This is a genomic window from Cellulomonas sp. KH9 (assembly GCF_900114185.1).
GTDB lineage: Bacteria > Actinomycetota > Actinomycetes > Actinomycetales > Cellulomonadaceae > Cellulomonas.
In genome coordinates, this window is record NZ_FOSE01000001.1 from 821,608 (window position 1) to 837,672 (window position 16,065).

Annotated in this window: 17 protein-coding genes and 3 tRNA genes; 11 read left to right on the plus strand and 9 right to left on the minus strand. The window is 74.8% G+C overall.

Annotated features, from left to right (window positions below; genetic code table 11):
* Positions 1-25: 25 nt before the first annotated feature.
* Positions 26-1,363, plus strand: a complete 1,338-nt coding sequence (gene gdhA / locus BMZ16_RS03615) for an NADP-specific glutamate dehydrogenase (RefSeq protein ID WP_089798196.1) — start codon at positions 26-28, stop codon at positions 1,361-1,363.
* A 147-nt stretch (positions 1,364-1,510) separates the two neighbouring features.
* Here the strand turns inward: gdhA and trpS are convergent, their stop codons facing one another.
* Complete coding sequence (gene trpS, locus BMZ16_RS03620) at positions 1,511-2,629, minus strand: tryptophan--tRNA ligase (protein WP_089798197.1); 1,119 nt, start codon at positions 2,627-2,629, stop codon at positions 1,511-1,513.
* A 143-nt stretch (positions 2,630-2,772) separates the two neighbouring features.
* Positions 2,773-5,034 (minus strand): MMPL family transporter, encoded by a 2,262-nt coding sequence (locus BMZ16_RS03625; RefSeq protein ID WP_089798198.1) that lies wholly within the window; start codon positions 5,032-5,034, stop codon positions 2,773-2,775.
* A 139-nt stretch (positions 5,035-5,173) separates the two neighbouring features.
* Here BMZ16_RS03625 and BMZ16_RS19170 point away from each other — a divergent pair, with 139 nt between their 5' ends.
* The 6 genes from BMZ16_RS19170 to purM all read left to right on the plus strand — a co-directional run bounded on the left by BMZ16_RS19170 (position 5,174) and on the right by purM (position 10,696).
* Positions 5,174-6,496, plus strand: coding sequence for a histidine kinase (locus BMZ16_RS19170; RefSeq protein WP_089798199.1), 1,323 nt, complete (start codon positions 5,174-5,176; stop codon positions 6,494-6,496).
* Positions 6,448-7,095: a LuxR C-terminal-related transcriptional regulator gene (locus BMZ16_RS03635; RefSeq protein WP_089798200.1), complete on the plus strand. Its 648-nt coding sequence runs from the start codon at positions 6,448-6,450 to the stop codon at positions 7,093-7,095. The genes BMZ16_RS19170 and BMZ16_RS03635 overlap by 49 nt, the downstream gene beginning before the upstream one ends.
* A 48-nt stretch (positions 7,096-7,143) precedes the next feature.
* On the plus strand, positions 7,144-7,521 hold the full coding sequence (locus BMZ16_RS03640; RefSeq protein WP_089798706.1) for a sterol carrier family protein: 378 nt from the start codon (positions 7,144-7,146) through the stop codon (positions 7,519-7,521).
* A gap of 14 nt (positions 7,522-7,535) precedes the next feature.
* Positions 7,536-7,958 carry a histidine kinase gene (locus tag BMZ16_RS03645; protein ID WP_255366328.1) on the plus strand — a complete coding sequence of 141 codons (423 nt, stop codon included), beginning with the start codon at positions 7,536-7,538 and terminating at the stop codon, positions 7,956-7,958.
* Positions 7,959-8,030: 72 nt separating this feature from the next.
* On the plus strand, positions 8,031-9,578 hold the full coding sequence (gene purF / locus BMZ16_RS03650; RefSeq protein ID WP_089798201.1) for an amidophosphoribosyltransferase: 1,548 nt from the start codon (positions 8,031-8,033) through the stop codon (positions 9,576-9,578).
* Positions 9,575-10,696: a phosphoribosylformylglycinamidine cyclo-ligase gene (gene purM, locus BMZ16_RS03655; protein ID WP_089798202.1), complete on the plus strand. Its 1,122-nt coding sequence runs from the start codon at positions 9,575-9,577 to the stop codon at positions 10,694-10,696. Before purF ends, purM begins: the two co-directional genes overlap by 4 nt.
* Positions 10,697-10,934: 238 nt before the next feature.
* Here the strand turns inward: purM and BMZ16_RS03660 are convergent, their stop codons facing one another.
* The gene (locus tag BMZ16_RS03660; RefSeq protein WP_089798203.1) at positions 10,935-11,144 is read right to left on the minus strand and encodes a DUF3073 domain-containing protein; all 210 of its coding nucleotides are present in this window, start codon (positions 11,142-11,144) and stop codon (positions 10,935-10,937) included.
* A gap of 660 nt (positions 11,145-11,804) precedes the next feature.
* Here BMZ16_RS03660 and BMZ16_RS03665 point away from each other — a divergent pair.
* Positions 11,805-12,053 (plus strand): BldC family transcriptional regulator, encoded by a 249-nt coding sequence (locus BMZ16_RS03665; protein WP_089798204.1) that lies wholly within the window; start codon positions 11,805-11,807, stop codon positions 12,051-12,053.
* 189 nt (positions 12,054-12,242) lie between these two features.
* Here BMZ16_RS03665 and BMZ16_RS03670 read toward each other — a convergent pair whose 3' ends face one another.
* The 6 genes from BMZ16_RS03670 to BMZ16_RS03695 form a co-directional block, all read right to left on the minus strand.
* Positions 12,243-12,536, minus strand: a complete 294-nt coding sequence (locus BMZ16_RS03670) for a DUF3618 domain-containing protein (RefSeq protein ID WP_089798205.1) — start codon at positions 12,534-12,536, stop codon at positions 12,243-12,245.
* The gene (locus tag BMZ16_RS03675; RefSeq protein WP_089798206.1) at positions 12,533-12,967 is read right to left on the minus strand and encodes a phage holin family protein; all 435 of its coding nucleotides are present in this window, start codon (positions 12,965-12,967) and stop codon (positions 12,533-12,535) included. Before BMZ16_RS03675 ends, BMZ16_RS03670 begins: the two co-directional genes overlap by 4 nt.
* 126 nt (positions 12,968-13,093) lie before the next feature.
* A complete protein-coding gene (locus BMZ16_RS03680; RefSeq protein ID WP_089798708.1) occupies positions 13,094-13,525 on the minus strand; it encodes a phage holin family protein in 432 nt (143 codons plus the stop codon).
* 288 nt (positions 13,526-13,813) lie between these two features.
* A tRNA-Phe gene (locus BMZ16_RS03685) sits at positions 13,814-13,886 on the minus strand.
* 39 nt (positions 13,887-13,925) lie between these two features.
* A tRNA-Asp gene (locus BMZ16_RS03690) sits at positions 13,926-13,999 on the minus strand.
* 45 nt (positions 14,000-14,044) lie between these two features.
* Positions 14,045-14,117, minus strand: a tRNA-Glu gene (locus BMZ16_RS03695).
* A 185-nt stretch (positions 14,118-14,302) separates the two neighbouring features.
* On the opposite strand from BMZ16_RS03695, the gene BMZ16_RS03700 reads away from it, so the two are divergent.
* From BMZ16_RS03700 to BMZ16_RS03710, 3 genes are all read left to right on the plus strand, one after another.
* Positions 14,303-14,647 carry a metallopeptidase family protein gene (locus BMZ16_RS03700; protein WP_089798709.1) on the plus strand — a complete coding sequence of 115 codons (345 nt, stop codon included), beginning with the start codon at positions 14,303-14,305 and terminating at the stop codon, positions 14,645-14,647.
* Positions 14,648-14,717: 70 nt separating this feature from the next.
* Positions 14,718-15,155, plus strand: a complete 438-nt coding sequence (locus BMZ16_RS03705; RefSeq protein WP_089798207.1) for an ArsR/SmtB family transcription factor — start codon at positions 14,718-14,720, stop codon at positions 15,153-15,155.
* Positions 15,152-16,063, plus strand: a complete 912-nt coding sequence (locus tag BMZ16_RS03710) for a cation diffusion facilitator family transporter (protein ID WP_089798208.1) — start codon at positions 15,152-15,154, stop codon at positions 16,061-16,063. Before BMZ16_RS03705 ends, BMZ16_RS03710 begins: the two co-directional genes overlap by 4 nt.
* Positions 16,064-16,065 lie beyond the last annotated feature (2 nt).

Here is a 16,065-nt window from a genome sequence, read left to right on the forward strand (position 1 = left end):
TCGCTGAGCAGAGCGGAGCCGACCCATGCAGGTACAGCTCGAGCGTGTCCTCGAACAGGTGCTCGCGCGCAACCCCGGTGAGCGCGAGTTCCACCAGGCCGTCACCGAGGTCTTCGAGAGTCTCGGCCCGGTGCTCGAACGGCATCCCCACTACGTGGACGCGGCCGTGCTCGAGCGCCTCTGCGAGCCGGAGCGGCAGATCATCTTCCGCGTGCCGTGGGTGGACGACCAGGGGCAGGTCCGGATCAACCGCGGCTTCCGCGTCGAGTTCAACTCCGCGCTCGGCCCGTACAAGGGCGGCCTGCGGTTCCACCCCTCGGTGTACCTGGGCATCGTCAAGTTCCTGGGCTTCGAGCAGGTCTTCAAGAACTCGCTGACCGGCATGCCGATCGGGGGCGGCAAGGGCGGCTCGGACTTCGACCCGCGCGGGCGCTCCGACGGCGAGGTCATGCGCTTCTGCCAGTCGTTCATGACCGAGCTGTACCGGCACATCGGTGAGTACACCGACGTGCCGGCCGGCGACATCGGCGTGGGCGGACGCGAGATCGGCTGGCTGTTCGGCCAGTACAAGCGCATCACCAACCGCTACGAGTCCGGCGTCATCACGGGCAAGGGCGTGACCTGGGGCGGCTCGCTGGTCCGCACCGAGGCCACCGGCTACGGCACCGTCCTGTTCGCCGAGCGCATGCTGGCGACCCGCGGCCTGTCGTTCGACGGCATGCGCGTCGTGGTCTCCGGCTCGGGCAACGTCGCGATCCACGCGATCGAGAAGGCGCAGGCGCTCGGCGCCCACGTCGTGGCGTGCTCCGACTCGCGCGGCTACGTCGTGGACGAGGCGGGCATCGACCTCGAGGTGCTCAAGCAGGTGCGCGAGGTCGAGCGCAAGCCTGTCGAGGAGTACGTCGCGCGGCGCGCCGGGGCGCACTACGTGCCGTCGGCCCGCGTGTGGCAGGTCGACGCGCAGGTCGCGCTGCCGTGCGCCACGCAGAACGAGCTCGACGAGACCGACGCCAAGCGCCTCGTCGACGCGGGTCTGCTCGCCGTGGCCGAGGGAGCGAACATGCCGCTGACGCCCCAGGCCGTGGCCCTGGTGCAGGGTGCCGGGGTCCTGTACGCCCCCGGCAAGGCCGCCAACGCCGGCGGTGTGGCGACGTCCGCGCTCGAGATGCAGCAGAACGCCAGCCGTGACGCCTGGTCGTTCGAGCACACCGAGGAGCGGCTCGCGACGATCATGGCGCGGATCCACGACAACTGCGCCGAGACCGCCGAGCTGTACGGCGACCCGGGCAACTACGTGCTCGGCGCCAACATCGCCGGTTTCACCAAGGTCGCGGACGCGATGCTCGCCCTCGGCGTCGTCTGACCGGCCCGATCCACCCGCGAAGGGCGGTCCGGCAGCTGCCGGACCGCCCTCGCGCGTTCGAGGGGCCGCGCGTTCGAGGAGCCGCGCGTTCGAGGGGCCGCGCGTTCGAGGAGCCGCACGTCCGAGGGCCGCGCGTCACGGGGCCCGTCAGGACGTCTGCCGCATCGCGCGCCGGACGTCGGCCAGTGTCGCGTCCGCCTCCTGGGCCGCCCGCGCAGCCCCGCGGGTCAGCACGTCGCGCACGACGAACGGGTCGCGCGCCAGCTCGGCCCGGCGGGCCCGCAGCGGCGCGAGGTGCGCGACGAGGGCGTCGGTGACGTACGCCTTGAGCGCCGCGGCACCCCCGTCCGCCATCTCGTCCGCGAGGGCCTGCGGCGTCCGCCCCGACGCCAGCGCACCGAGCAGCAGCAGGTTGGAGACCTCGGGGCGCCCCGCCGGGTCGTAGGTGATGGTGCGTCCGGCGTCCGTCCGCGCCCCGCGCACCGCGGCCGCCGTGGCGTCGGCGTCCGCGCGCAGCTCGATCGCGTTGCCGCGGCTCTTGCTCATCTTGGCCCCGTCCGTGCCCAGCACGAGCGGCGCCTGCGACAGCAGCGCGGACGGCTCGGTGAGCACGGGCCCGTACCGGCGGTCGAACCGCCGGACGATGGTGCGCGTCAGCTCCAGGTGCGGCAGCTGGTCGCGCCCCACGGGGACGAGGGTGCCGCGCACCGAGAGGATGTCCGCGGCCTGGTGCACGGGGTACGTCAGCAGCAGGGCGGACAGCCCGCGCCCGGACGCGGCGAGCTCGGCCTTGACCGTGGGGTTGCGGTCGAGCTCCGCGACGGACACCAGCGACAGGAACGGCAGCATGAGCTGGTGCACGGCCGGGACGTCCGAGTGCACGAAGACCGTCGTGGTCTCGGGGTCGAGCCCGGCGGCGAGCTGGTCGAGCACCACCTCCCGCACGGTCGCGGGCAGGTCGCCGGCGTCGTCCCGGTCGGTGACCACCTGGTAGTCCGCGACGACGACGAAGGTCTCGACGCCGTGCCGCTGCAGCGCGACGCGCATCGCGAGGGTGCCGAACAGGTGCCCCACGTGCAGCGGACCCGTCGGGCGGTCGCCCGTGAGCACCCGGACGTCGCCGGGGTCGCGCGCCAGGACCTCCTCGAGCGTCAGGACGTCGGGGCGGTCGTGGTCACGCGGGGTGTGGTCCGGCCCCCGACGGACCCCGGCACCGGGAGCGGGGGACGGGCCGGCGGACGGGGCGGAGCGGGCGGTGGTCGGCATGGCGGTGCTCTCCTCGGGGAGGAGCCGTCGCGCGGCCGCGCAGGGACCTGACGTGGACCCGCCGAGCCGCGTGAGCAGCTCGGCGGGTGACCCACGGCTGCGTCAGGGCAGCCGCCACCACGTGACGTGGGTGCGGGTCGAGGTCATGACCCGGACCCTAGCCGCGCGGGTGCGGCCGCCTCAAGGGGTCCGACGGGTCCCGTCGGTGCCGGGTCGGGGGCGGCCGGCCGGTCGCGCCACACGCGGTCCCCGAGGAGCGTGAGCAGCCCGGGCAGCAGCACCAGCCGCACGAGGGTCGCGTCGACGAGGATCGCCACGGCGAGCGCCACCCCGAGCATCTTCATCTCCAGCATGCTGAGCGTGGCGAAGATCGCGAACACCGAGACCATCACCGCCGCGGCGCTCGTGACGACACCGGCGGAGTCGGCCACGCCGTCACGCACGGCGTCCCGGGCGGCCACACCCCGCGCCACCCGCTCCCGCACCCGGCTGAGCACGAAGACGTGGTAGTCCATCGACAGGCCGACGAGCACCACCATGACGAACAGCGGCACCCAGTCGATGACGAAGCCCGGGGTCGCGAACCCGAGCACGCCCGCCAGCCAACCCTCCTGGAAGACCAGGCGCAGCACCCCGAAGGCGACGCCCACCGACAGCAGGTTCAGCGCGGTCGAGACCAGCGCGAGCGGCACGCTGCGGAACGAGACGGCCATGGTCACGCAGGTCAGCAGCAGCACGACCCCGATCACCCAGGGCATCCGCTCGGACTGCCGCTGCGTGCGGTCCAGGTCGGCCGCGGGCCAGCCACCGACGACGGCCTCGACGTCCAGGCCGTCGAGCGCGGCCGGGACCAGGTCGTCACGGACCTCGCGCACCACGTCGTCCAGGGCGGGGTCGGCGCTCCGCAGCGGCACCGCCAGCTCCAGGACGTGGGTGCGGCCGTCGTCGGAGGCGACGGGCGGGACGTCGCCCAGGTCGGTGAACCGGCCCGTGGCCAGGGCGGCGGACCGCAAGGACCCGAGCGCCGCGACGACCTCGGCCTGCTGAGCGGCGTCGCCGCGCACCACGACGACGACCGTCTCCCCGCGCGACGGGAACGTGTCGGCGACGCGGGTGAGGGTGCGCACCTCCGCCAGGTCGGGCGGCAGGGTGTCGAGGTCGCCGCCGTGCAGCCGCATGCCCAGCGCGGGCGCGGCGGCGGCGAGCGTGACCAGGCCTGCCACCACCACGGCAGCGAGCGGGTGCCGCACGGCGGGGCCCAGGACCCGACGGCTGACGGCGCCCGGTCCGACGCGGCGCTGCACCCGCCACAGCAGCGGCACGCGCGGGCGGTCGACCCGGTGCCCCAGGGTGACCAGCAGCGCGGGCAGCACCGTCAGGGAGCCGACCACGGAGACGGCGACCACGGCGACGGCGCCCGTCGCGAGGGACGAGAACGTCGCGAGCTGCAGCAGGTACAGCGCGGACAACGACACGGCGACCGCGGCACCGGAGACGACGATCGCGTGCCCCGACGTCTCGGCGGCGATCTCCACCGCGTCCAGCGTGCTGCGTCCCCGGGCGCGCTCCTCGCGCTCCCGCTTGAGGTAGAAGAGCGTGTAGTCGACGCCGACGGCCATCCCGATGAGGACGACCATGCTCGCGACCGTCGGGTCGGCCGGCACGAGGTGCGACAGGACGGCGGAGATCCCGAGCGTCGCCGCGACGCTCGACACGGCGAGCAGCACGGGGATCCCGGCGGCGACGACCGCGCCGAACGCCAGCAGCATGAGCAGGAGCGTGACGGGCAGCGAGACGATCTCGGCACCCACCAGGTCCTCGGCGACCCGCTCGTCGATCGCGGCCTGCAGCGACACCTCGCCGGCCTGCTCCACGTCGAGCCCGGGATGGCGGTCGGCGACCTCCGTGACGGCCTGCGCGAGCGGGGCCACGTCGTCGGTCCCGTCGAGCAGCTCGACCGCGACGAGCACGGCGGAGCCGTCGGGTGCGGGGACCGGGGGCCCCACCGCGGACACCTCCGGGCGCCCGGTGAGCGTCCGCGCGAGGTCCTCGGCGCCGGCGAGCGCCGCGTCGAGGCCCTCCGGCCCGGCGGTGAGCAGGACGAGCTCCGTGTCCGGCTCCGCGAGCCCGGACTCCGCGACCCACGACGCAGCGGTGCCCGACCCGCCGACGCCCGTGTCCTCGTCCTGGATCGTCTGCGTGGGCACGAGGGCGGTGAGCGCGGCGCACACGGCCACGAGCGCGAACCACCCGCCGATCGCCCACGCCGGGTGGGTCGCGCTCCAGCGGGCGGCGCGGACGGCGACGCGGGAGACCGGGCCGTGGGCCACCGCGCGGGGCGCGGCTCCCGCGGTCGGGTCGGGGGCGGGTCCGCGGGGTGCGGGACGGTGTCCGAGGGTGCGCATGGTGGCCTCCGAGGGCTCGACGAGCGGTCGGGTCCACGCTGTCCCGGCGGGGTGGTGCGGGTCAGGAGTGGCTGCACCCGGACGGATGGTGGACCTGGCACCCCCGACAACCGGTGCGCCCGCGGCCAGGATGGGCGGCATGGAACGCCGTACCCCCTGGGCCGCGACCGGCAGGTCGCTCGCGCTCGTCCTGCTCGCCGTGCCGAGCCTGCTGCTGACGGTCGCCGCCGTCGTGGGCCTGGTGCTCGCCCCGCTGGGTGTCGGGCTCGCGCTGCTGCGCGCCGTGCTGCCGGCGGTCCACGGCCTCGCCCGCGCGGCACGTGGCCTCGCCACGTCCGCCCTGGGGCACCCGGTGCCGCTGGTCGCGCTGCGGGCGCAGGACCCGTCGCCGCTGCTGGACCCGGCCGTGTGGGGGCTCGGTGCCGACGGCAGGCTGCGGGAGGTGGACGTGGCGGCCCTGAGCCGCAGCGCCGGCGAGCCGTTCCGCCAGGGGTGGCGCTGGCTCGTGGACGCGGACGCCTGGCGTCTGCTCGGGTGGGTGGGCTTCGCGGCCACGGGCGGGCTGCTGCTCAGCGCACTGGTGGTCCTGCTGGTGCCGGTGGCGGTCGCCGCCGTCGTGCTCGCGCTGGTGCTGCCGGCCGCCGCGGGCACGCCCTGGCCCTGGGCGCTCGCGCTCGTCGCGCTCGCCGTCCTGGCGGCGTGGACGTGGTGGCGCGGGGGCGACGCGCTGGGGCGGGCGCGTGCCGCGGCGGACGCCGCCCTGCTGTCGCCCGGCCGGCAGGCGCTGCTCGAGCAGCGGGTGCGGGACCTGGCGGCCTCGCGGTCGCGGAGCGTCGACGACGCGGCCGCCGAGCTGCGGCGCATCGAGCGGGACCTGCACGACGGGGCGCAGGCCCGGCTCGTGTCGCTGGGCCTCACCCTGGGCCTGGTCGCCGAGCTGATGGCCGACGACCCGGACCAGGCCCGCGCCCTGCTCGCCGAGGCCCGCGGCACCACCGCGGCCGTGCTGCGGGACCTGCGCGAGCTGGTCCAGGGGATCCACCCGCCGGTGCTCGCCGACCGTGGCCTGTCGGGTGCGGTCGAGGCGCTCGCCCTGGACCTGGCCGTGCCCGTCACGCTGACCGACCGGCTGCCCGGGCGACCGCCGCCGGCCGTCGAGTCGGCCGCGTACTTCGCGGTCGCCGAGTCGCTGGCCAACGTCGTCAAGCACGCCGACGCGTCGCGGGCGTGGGTCCGGCTGGACGCCGCCGGCCCGGTGCTGCGCGTCGAGGTCGGCGACGACGGCGTCGGCGGGGCGGACCCCGCCCGCGGGTCGGGTCTGCAGGGCGTCCGCGCCCGGGTGGCGGCGTTCGACGGCACGATGGGGGTCGACAGCCCGCCGGGCGGTCCGACCGTGATCCACCTGGAGGTGCCGTGCGCGTGGTCCTCGCCGAAGACCTCGCCCTCCTCCGCGACGGTCTGATCCGGCTGCTCACGGCGCACGGCTGCGAGGTCGTCGCGGCCGTCGAGGACGCCCCGGCGCTCGAGGTCGCGCTCGCGGACCCGACCCTCGACGTCGCCGTCGTCGACGTGCGGCTGCCGCCGGGGTTCAGCGACGAGGGCCTGCGCGCCGCGATCGAGGCGCGCCGCCGCCGGCCGGGGCTTCCGGTGATGGTGCTGAGCCAGTACGTCGAGCACCTGTACGCGCGCGAGCTGCTGGCCGACGGCGCCGGCGCGGTCGGCTACCTGCTCAAGGAGCGGGTGTCCGATCCCGCCGGCTTCGTCGAGGCCGTGCGCACCGTGGCCGCCGGTGGGACGGTGCTCGACCCGGAGGTGGTCGCGGCGATCATGGCCCGGCGGCGGGCATCGCCGCTGGCACGCCTCACGGCGCGTGAGCGCGAGGTGCTGGCGCTGATGGCGCAGGGGCGCTCCAACGCCGGTGTGGCCGCGGCCCTGGTCGTCACCGAGAAGGCCGTCGCCAAGCACATCGGCAGCATCTTCACCAAGCTCGACCTGCCCGTCGGGCCCGACGACCACCGCCGGGTCCGGGCCGTGCTGGCGTGGCTGGACGGGCAGGACTGAGCACGCGCCGCGGGCGGACGTCCCGGCACGTGGGGGAGGATGGTGGACGTGCCACCGCGTCGCCGTACCGACCCCACCGACGGGCGCGCCGCGCTGCAGGCGTGGCGCGCCGACCCCGCGGGCGCCGCGACCGCCGTGCGCCGCACCGCGGTGCGCTTCACCCTCGAGGAGCTCGCGGACCTGGCCCCCGGCAACGCCGTCGAGGTCCGCGTGCCGCCCGACGGCGCCGTGCAGGCGGTCGAGGGGCCGCGCCACACCCGTGGGACGCCGCCCAACGTGGTGGAGACCGACCCGGCGACGTGGCTGGCGCTCGCCGCCGGTGACGTCACGTGGGACGAGGCGGTGGCGGCGGGACGCGTGCACGCGTCGGGTGAGCGGGCCGACCTCCGCCACCTGCTGCCGCTGCAGGCGGCGCGGAGCCGCTGACCTACGATCGTCCCGTGCCCGACACGCCCCGCCCCGACGACGCCCACGACGACACCCGCCGGGACGTCCCGGCGCCGACGGCCCCGGCCGCACCCCCGCCCGCCGCTCCCCGGACGACGGGCGACGTGCCCGACGAGGCCGAGCTCGTACGGGTCGCCGTCCCGGCCACCGTGCGTCGCGCGCCGCGCTACGGCGCGTTCCTCGTGGCAGGTGCGCTGGTGGGCATGGTCGTGGGGCTCGTCGTCGCGGCCCTGACGTCGGACGGCAGCAGCGGCACCGCCGACGGCGGGGTGCTCCCGTTCCTGGGCGGCGAGAACGGGGTGCGCTGGCTGCTGGTGATCTCGCTGGGCATCGTCGGGACGCTGGTGGGCGGGGTGCTGGCCCTGCTCGCGGACCGGCGCAGCACGCGGGGCCGTCGCCCCGCACCGCGCGACTGACGGCGCCGTGCCCGCCGCACCGTCGCGTGGACGGGCGAGCCGGGCGGACCCGCGGTGTGCCACCATGGTGCCGTGGCCCCCCGCGCAGACGGACGTCTCAACCACGACCTTCTACCCGGCGAGAAAGGCCCGCAGGATGCCTGCGGGGTCTTCGGCGTCTGGGCACCCGGCGAAGAGGTGGCGAAGCTCACCTACTTCGGCCTCTACGCGTTGCAGCACCGCGGCCAGGAGTCCGCGGGCATCGCGACGTCGAACGGCCAGCAGCTGCTGGTCTACAAGGACATGGGCCTGGTCTCCCAGGTCTTCGACGAGACCGCGCTGAACGCCCTGCAGGGGCACATCGCGATCGGTCACACCCGGTACTCGACGACCGGCGGCTCGACGTGGGAGAACGCGCAGCCGACGCTGGGCGCGACCGCCGCGGGCACCGTCGCCCTGGGCCACAACGGCAACCTCACCAACTCCGCCGAGCTCGTCGACCTCGTCGCCGAGCGGTACGGCAGCCAGCGGCGCGGCGAGCTCGCGCGCGGCAACACCACCGACACGGCGCTCATCACGGCGCTGCTCGCGGGGGACCCCGACCACACGCTGGAGGCCACGGCCCTCGAGGTGCTCCCGCGGCTGCGCGGGGCCTTCTGCCTGGTCTTCATGGACGAGCGCACGCTGTACGCCGCGCGCGACCCGCAGGGCGTGCGTCCGCTGGTCCTGGGGCGCCTCGAGCGTGGCTGGGTCGTCGCGTCCGAGACCTCGGCGCTGGACATCGTCGGTGCGTCGTACGTCCGCGAGGTCGAGCCCGGCGAGTTCATCGCGATCGACGCCGACGGGCTGCGCTCGACCCGGTTCGCCTCGATCGACCGCGCCGGCTGCGTCTTCGAGTACGTCTACCTGGCCCGGCCCGACACCACGATCAACGGGCGCTCCGTGCACGCCGCGCGCGTCGCGATGGGGCGCCGGCTCGCGGTCGAGCACCCCGTCGAGGCGGACCTCGTGATCCCCGTCCCGGAGTCGGGCACGCCCGCCGCGGTGGGCTACGCGGCCAAGTCCGGCATCCCGTTCGGCCAGGGGCTGACCAAGAACGCGTACGTCGGGCGGACGTTCATCCAGCCGTCGCAGACGCTGCGCCAGCTCGGCATCCGGCTCAAGCTCAACCCGCTGAAGGACGTCATCCGCGGCAAGCGCCTCGTGGTCGTCGACGACACGATCGTGCGGGGCAACACCCAGCGCGCGCTCGTGCGGATGCTGCGCGAGTCCGGGGCCGCCGAGGTCCACATCCGCATCACGGCGCCACCCGTGAAGTGGCCCTGCTTCTACGGCATCGACTTCGCGTCGCGCGCCGAGCTCATCGCCAACGGCCTGGGGGTGGAGGAGATCGCCCGGTCCCTGGGCGCCGACTCGCTGGGCTACCTGTCCGAGGAGGGCATGATCACCGCCACCGAGCAGCCGGCGTCGCAGCTGTGCACCGCGTGCTTCAGCGGCCGGTACCCCATCGAGCTGCCCCCGTCGGAGCGGCTCGGCAAGCACCTGCTGGAGCAGAACCAGCTGCCGTTGGGGCAGCCCGAGGACGGGCTGCTCAGCATCGTCCCGGCGGCCGGTGGCGCGTCCGCGCTGGAGCACCCGTGAGCGCCCCGCAGCCCGTCACGTACGCGTCCGCGGGCGTGGACACGGAGGCGGGGGACAAGGCCGTCGAGCTGATGAAGGACGCCGTGCGGGCGACCCACGGCCCCCAGGTCCTCGGCGGGGTCGGCGGGTTCGCGGGCCTCTACGACGCGGCGGCGCTCACCTCCTACCGTCGGCCCCTGCTGGCGACGTCCACGGACGGCGTGGGCACCAAGGTCGCCATCGCCCAGGCGATGGACGTGCACGACACCATCGGCTTCGACCTGGTCGGCATGGTCGTCGACGACATCGTGGTGGTCGGCGCCCGGCCCCTGTTCATGACGGACTACATCGCGTGCGGGCGGGTGGTGCCCGAGCGCATCGCCGACGTCGTGCGCGGCATCGCGGCCGCGTGCTCGGTGGCCGGCACCGCGCTGGTCGGCGGCGAGACCGCCGAGCACCCCGGGCTGCTGGCACCGGACGAGTACGACGTCGCGGGCGCCGCGACCGGTGTGGTCGAGGCGAACGAGCTGCTGGGCCCCGAGCGTGTCAGGGCGGGCGACGTGCTCGTCGCCCTCGGGTCCTCGGGTCTGCACTCCAACGGGTACTCCCTGGTGCGCCGCGTCGTCCAGGTCGCCGGCTGGGGCCTGGACCGGCACGTCGACGACCTCGGGCGCACGCTGGGTGCCGAGCTGCTGGAGCCGACCCGCGTCTACGCGTCGGACTGCCTGGCCCTGGTCGAGCGGTTCGGGCCGGACCGGGTGCACGTGTTCAGCCACGTCACGGGCGGTGGCCTGGCGGCCAACGTGGCCCGCGTGCTGCCGCCCGGTCTGGTCGCGGACGTCGACCGGGCGTCCTGGGTGCTGCCCCCGGTGTTCACGCTCGTGCAGGGCCTCGGGGCCGTGCCGTGGGGCGACCTGGAGAGCACCCTCAACCTGGGTGTCGGCATGGTCGCGGTGGTCGCGCCCGACGTGGCGGACGACGTCCAGCGTGCCGCGCGCGAGCTCGGGATGCCCGCCTGGGAGCTCGGCACGGTGCGGGACGCCCGGGCCGACGACGCGACCGCGGCGGACGTCGTCGCGGGCACCAAGGGCGTCCAGGGTGGCGCCGTCCGGCTGCACGGGGCCTACCGCACGGCGTGATGATCCGCAGGACCTCGACCGCACGGGCGGGAGCCGGAGAGGGCGCCCGCGGGCTCGCACCCGTCACGGTGCGAGCCGGAAGGCCGGCGCGAGCCGGAAGGCCGGCGCGAGCAGCGGGTCACCGCGTGGACCGCGCCTGCGCGCGTCACACGCGTGGTGCCGGCGGACGCACGACGGCGCTCCGACCCGGGGGTCGGAGCGCGCGCCGTGGTCGTCTGCGCCGATCAGTCCCCGAGACTCAGAAGTCGTCGTCCCGGGGCCAGCGGTCCCAACCGGCGGGGTCGTCGTCGTCCGTGCTCACCGCGCTGCGGCGGCTGTCCGTGACGACATCGTTGCGGCTGCGCGACGTGAGCTCCTGCTCGAGAGCTCGGTAGTTGGTGTCAGGGCTGAAGTACTTCAGCTCCCGCGCCACCTTCGTCTGCTTTGCCTTCTGACGGCCGCGCCCCATGGCATCGACCCCCTCTAACGTGGAAGCGGGGCGGCTCCGTGCTGACACGTGCGGCCCCGGGTGCTGTTGAGTCTCTTCGTGTGGCAACGGTACAGGGTCGCGATCCATTCCGACCACCTGCGTCGGGTGGGTTGGGACACGTCCTGCCAGGTGCCGGCAGGTGCTGACTCCGCGGATGTCCGCTCTGACTCGGGTGTTCCTCGGGTCGGCGCACGGGTGGCCGGCCGCGGCGGACGGGGGAGCACCCCTCGACGCACACGAGTGTGACGCAGATCACATAGTGCGTCGGGGCTGTCGCGGGAACGTGTCCACGACCCGCCATTCGTGCACGTCAGAGCGTTGATGCGCTTCGACTTAGGACGTTTGCCCTGGTCACACCCTGCGTCGTGCAGAGCACCCCGAATCGGAGTAATCGTCCCACGAGACGAACCTCACACGTTCGTGCGCCGCCGTTCGGGTGGCGATCGGAGATGTGTCCGGATTACGACGGGTTTAGGCTGCTCGTTGTCGACGGCACCCCAGCGCCGTGGTGACGGTTTCGGCGTCCGGATCACGGTGGCGACGACCGGATCCGCGTCGCCGACGACCTGCCGGGGTGCCCGATGTGTCAGATTCAGTACCAAGACGTACGCCCCGCCGCGGACCAGTGACCTGACTCGGATGGTCGGGGCGGTCACACATGGGAGGTATCCAGTGTCCACCGCACACTCGTCAGAGGCCGAAGCGCTCCTCACCCCGTCCGAGGTCGCGACCCTGTTCCGGGTCGATCCGAAGACCGTGACCCGCTGGGCCAAGTCCGGGAAGCTGTCCTCGATCCGCACGCTCGGCGGGCACCGCCGCTACCGCGAGTCCGAGGTCCGCGACCTGCTGAACGGCGTCCCGCAGCCCAGGACGACCCCGCAGTCCTGAGGTCCGGCGCAGGGGGCACCAGCGTCGACGTGTTGCGCGCACCGCGGGGGAGTGTGCGAGACGTCCTGACGCCGGCCTCCGGCACCAGGCCTCCGGCACGCACGACGGCCGCGGTCGGGCCACCCGGATCACCCGGGTGGCTCGACCGCGGCCGTCGGCGTCGTACCTGCGGCGCGTGAGCGCCGGGCGTCAGTCCCGCGTGGCGCGGCGCACGATGCCCACGACCACCAGTGCCACGACGACGCCAGCCACCGCGAGCACCTTGCGCGCGCGGGCGCGGTCCTCGGGCAGGGCCGCCGGGTCCGTCGCGTCGAAGACCAGACGGCGGCCCCGGTCCTTGGCCCGCTCGGCCTGCCGGCGCGGGTCGACGCGGTCGACGAGCGCGTCGACGGTCTCGGCCAGCTGCGCGCGGGCGAGGGCGGCCTCGGCCGTCAGCGTGCCGATGTCCGTGGCGGGTGTCGGCGTGATCTCCTCGGCGCTCACCGGTGCATCCCCTTCTTGACGGTGTCGACGTCCTCCTGCAGGTTCTCCATGGCCTGGTCCGGCACGGGCGGCATGCCCTTCTGCAGGCGCTTGACGCCGAGCAGACCCAGGACAGCGGTGATCGCGAGCAGCACGAGCGAGACGATCAGCGCCGCGAGCCAGGGCGACACCGCGTTGGCCAGGCCCAGGATGGCCGTCGTGATGAGCGTGCCGAGCGCGTAGAGCGCGAGTACCGCCGCACCGGCGACGAGGCCGATGCCGATGCCCGCCTGCTTGGCCTTGGCGCTCACCTCGGCCTTCGCCAGGCTGATCTCGGCGCGGACGAGGCGCGTGGCCTGCTCGCTCAGGTCGGAGACCAGGCGACCGAGCGACCGGGGGTCCTCGGGTGCATCGGGGCGGGCATCGTCCGCCCAGCCGGAGTGCGTTGCCATTCGACGACCTTTCTCACCTGCGGGGACGGGTGCTGCGACGGTCTTCAGTCTGCCCGTAGGAGTCGGTGCGCGCGAGGGCGGGGGCTCGCGACGCGCCGCGCAGGAGGTCGTCGGTCGGGGGTGGGCTCAGTCGACCCAGGGGTGCACGAGCTCCTCGGCGGGGTGCGTGCTCGACGGCACGGGGATCGTGGGGTTGCCGGCCGGGAGCTTCGCACGGCCCCAGGCGGCCGCACCGGCGGCGAGCAGCACCAGCGTCGCACCCACCAGCAGCGCGGAGAGCCACACCGGCAGGGCCGTCGCCAGGCCGGCGACCGCGCCGAGGGCGAAGAGCGCGATGCCGATCACGGTCAGCAGGGCCGCGGCGGCGAAGGCGATGGCGGAGGGCCTGATGCGCACCGCCCGCGTCCGTACGCTGCGACCGACGGCGTCGAGCTCGTGCTGGACCGCGGCCCGCACCTTGTCCTCTGCGCGCTCGATACGGTCCCGCGCACGCTCGGCGAGCGGGTCGGTGAGGCGGTCGAGGATACGGGGGCGGGGGCGGTCGGTCGTCGTGGTCACGGTCGTGTCCTCGGTCGGTGGGAGCTGTGCCTCCACGGTAGGCGCGCAGGCCTGCGCGGCGGACGGGACGATGGGCCCGACTTGGACCGGTGACCGGCTCGTCGCGGGTCCGCGGCTGCCACGGTGCGGCGTGCCGCGGCGCGGTGCGCTCGGCGCGACGAGCGCGCTGCGGTGACCGCGGGTCGGTGCTCGGGCGTCGTGGCGGCGGGCCGTCGGGGGCGGGTGCGTCGTCGCACGGTCCCGGACATGGCGACGGCCCCGGCGGGCGTCCCGCGGGGCCGTCTGGTGTGGCTCCGACCGGCGTCGATCCGGTGACCTTTCGATTTTCAGTCGAACGCTCTACCAACTGAGCTACAGAGCCTCGCAACGAGGAAGCCGACCTCTCGGTCGGCCCTCGCAGCGACCCCGACGGGACTTGAACCCGCGACCTCCGCCGTGACAGGGCGGCGCGCTAACCAACTGCGCTACGGGGCCTCGTGGTGACCGGAGCCACCCTAAGCCATCCTGCTGAACTGCTCGTACCCCCAACGGGATTCGAACCCGTGCTACCGCCGTGAAAGGGCGGGGTCCTAGGCCGCTAGACGATGGGGGCGGGTTGTCCGCCCCTGACGTCGAGGCGTCGGAAGACCGGTGATGAGCATACGGGGTGCCGGCCGGAACTCCAAAGTCCGTACGTCTGTGCAGGTCAGGTGGGGTGCGAGCGGCCGTGCCGCAGGTGCGGTGGCCCGGCGCGGCGCGGGTGCCGGGGCTGCCGGGCAGGATGGTCCCGTGGTCGAGATGACGCGTGACGAGTTCGAGGACGCGGTCCGTGACGCCCTGGACGAGATCCCCGAGGAGCTCGCGGCGATGATGGACAACGTCGTCGTGCTCGTCGAGGACGAGGCGCCGGCCGACGAGCCGGAGCTGCTGGGGCTCTACGAGGGCACCCCGCTCACCGAGCGGGGTGAGTTCTGGGCCGCGGGGTCGCTGCCGGACCGGATCTTCGTCTACCGGCTGCCGACCCTCGCGATCTGCGAGGACAGGGACGAGGTCGTCGAGGAGGTCGCGATCACCGTGGTGCACGAGATCGCCCACCACTTCGGTATCGACGACGACCGGCTGCACGCCCTGGGGTGGGCCTGACCTCGGTGCCGGGGTGCGGCCGCCTCGGGCGGGGGTGCGCCGCCCGGCGATATATCATCGCCGTGTGACGATGAGAACTGCCGCTGCGTCCGCCGCCGCGCAGGACGCACCCCACGACCACCCGCACAGCGACGTCGCGCGGGTGCTGCACGCGCTCGCCGAGCCCACCCGGCTGTCGCTGGTCCACCTGCTCGCCGGCGGGTCGTACCGCGTCGTCGAGCTGACGTCGGCCCTGGGCCACGCGCAGTCGACGGTGTCCGCGCACCTGGCCGTCCTGCGCCTGGCGGGCCTGGTGACCGCCACCCCCGAGGGGCGGGCCACGCGCTACGCGCTGGCCGACCCGGAGATCGACGAGGTGCTGGCGGCCGCCGAGCGGCTGGTGGCGCGGCAGGGTGGCGGCCCGGCGCAGTCGGGCGGCGCCTCGACGTGGCAGGACCTCGAGGCGACCCGGCGAGGGCCGGGAGCGGGGCACCACGGCGCCGGCCTCGCGGAGCGTGCCGGCGCGTGAGCGCGCACCGGCACGACCACGGGACGGCGGCCGGCGCGCACCGCGGGCGGCTGGCGTCCGTGCTGGCGCTGACGCTCGGGGTCATGGTCGTCGAGGCGGTCGGCGGTGTGGTGTCGGGGTCGTTCGCGCTGATCGCGGACGCCGGGCACATGCTGACCGACGCGTCCGGACTGGCGGTGGCGCTCGGGGCGAGCGTGCTCGCCGCGCGGCCCGCGACGTCCCGGCGGACGTTCGGGTGGCAGCGCGCCGAGATCCTGGCGGCGCTGGCGAACGGGCTGGTCGTCGCGACGGTCGGGGTCCTGGTGCTGATCGGCGGCATCCGCCGCGTCGTGCAGCCCGCCGAGGTGGAGTCCGGGCTGATGCTCGGCGTCGCCCTGCTGGGGCTGGCCGCCAACGCGGTGGGCATGCTGCTGCTGCGGCGGGGGCGGCACGAGTCGCTCAACGTGCGCGGTGCCTACCTCGAGGTGCTCGGCGACGCGCTCGGCTCCGTCGCGGTCGTCGTCGCCGCGGTCGTCACGCTCACCACGGGCTTCACACGTGCCGACGGCATCGCGTCGGTCGCGATCGCGGCGCTCGTCGTGCCGCGGGCGGTGCTGCTGCTGCGCGAGGTCGTCGCGGTCCTGCTGGAGGCGACACCCGAGGGCGTCGACCTCGACGTGGTCCGTGAGCACATCGCGGGCGTCCCGGGCGTCGTCGGGGTGCACGACCTGCACGCGTGGACCATCACGTCCGGGGTGCCGGTGCTCTCCGCGCACGTCGTCGTCACGGACGAGGAGCTGGACAGGGCCGGGACCGGGCGCGTGCTGAGCCAGCTGCGCACGTGCCTGTCGGGCCACTTCGACGTCGAGCACTGCACGTTCCAGCTGGAGCCCGCCTCGCACGTCGACGAGGCGGGGCTGCACCCCTGACG

Excerpts from the sequence above, each read along its gene's own strand:
- gdhA (WP_089798196.1), top strand. The coding sequence starts at position 26 with ATGCAGGTACAGCTCGAGCGTGTCCTCGAACAGGTGCTCGCGCGCAAC.
- trpS (WP_089798197.1), bottom strand. The coding sequence starts at position 2,629 with ATGCCGACCACCGCCCGCTCCGCCCCGTCCGCCGGCCCGTCCCCCGCT.
- BMZ16_RS03625 (WP_089798198.1), bottom strand. The coding sequence starts at position 5,034 with ATGCGCACCCTCGGACACCGTCCCGCACCCCGCGGACCCGCCCCCGAC.
- BMZ16_RS19170 (WP_089798199.1), top strand. The coding sequence starts at position 5,174 with ATGGAACGCCGTACCCCCTGGGCCGCGACCGGCAGGTCGCTCGCGCTC.
- BMZ16_RS03660 (WP_089798203.1), bottom strand. The coding sequence starts at position 11,144 with ATGGGGCGCGGCCGTCAGAAGGCAAAGCAGACGAAGGTGGCGCGGGAG.
- BMZ16_RS03665 (WP_089798204.1), top strand. The coding sequence starts at position 11,805 with ATGGTCGGGGCGGTCACACATGGGAGGTATCCAGTGTCCACCGCACAC.
- BMZ16_RS03675 (WP_089798206.1), bottom strand. The coding sequence starts at position 12,967 with ATGGCAACGCACTCCGGCTGGGCGGACGATGCCCGCCCCGATGCACCC.
- BMZ16_RS03700 (WP_089798709.1), top strand. The coding sequence starts at position 14,303 with ATGACGCGTGACGAGTTCGAGGACGCGGTCCGTGACGCCCTGGACGAG.
- BMZ16_RS03705 (WP_089798207.1), top strand. The coding sequence starts at position 14,718 with ATGAGAACTGCCGCTGCGTCCGCCGCCGCGCAGGACGCACCCCACGAC.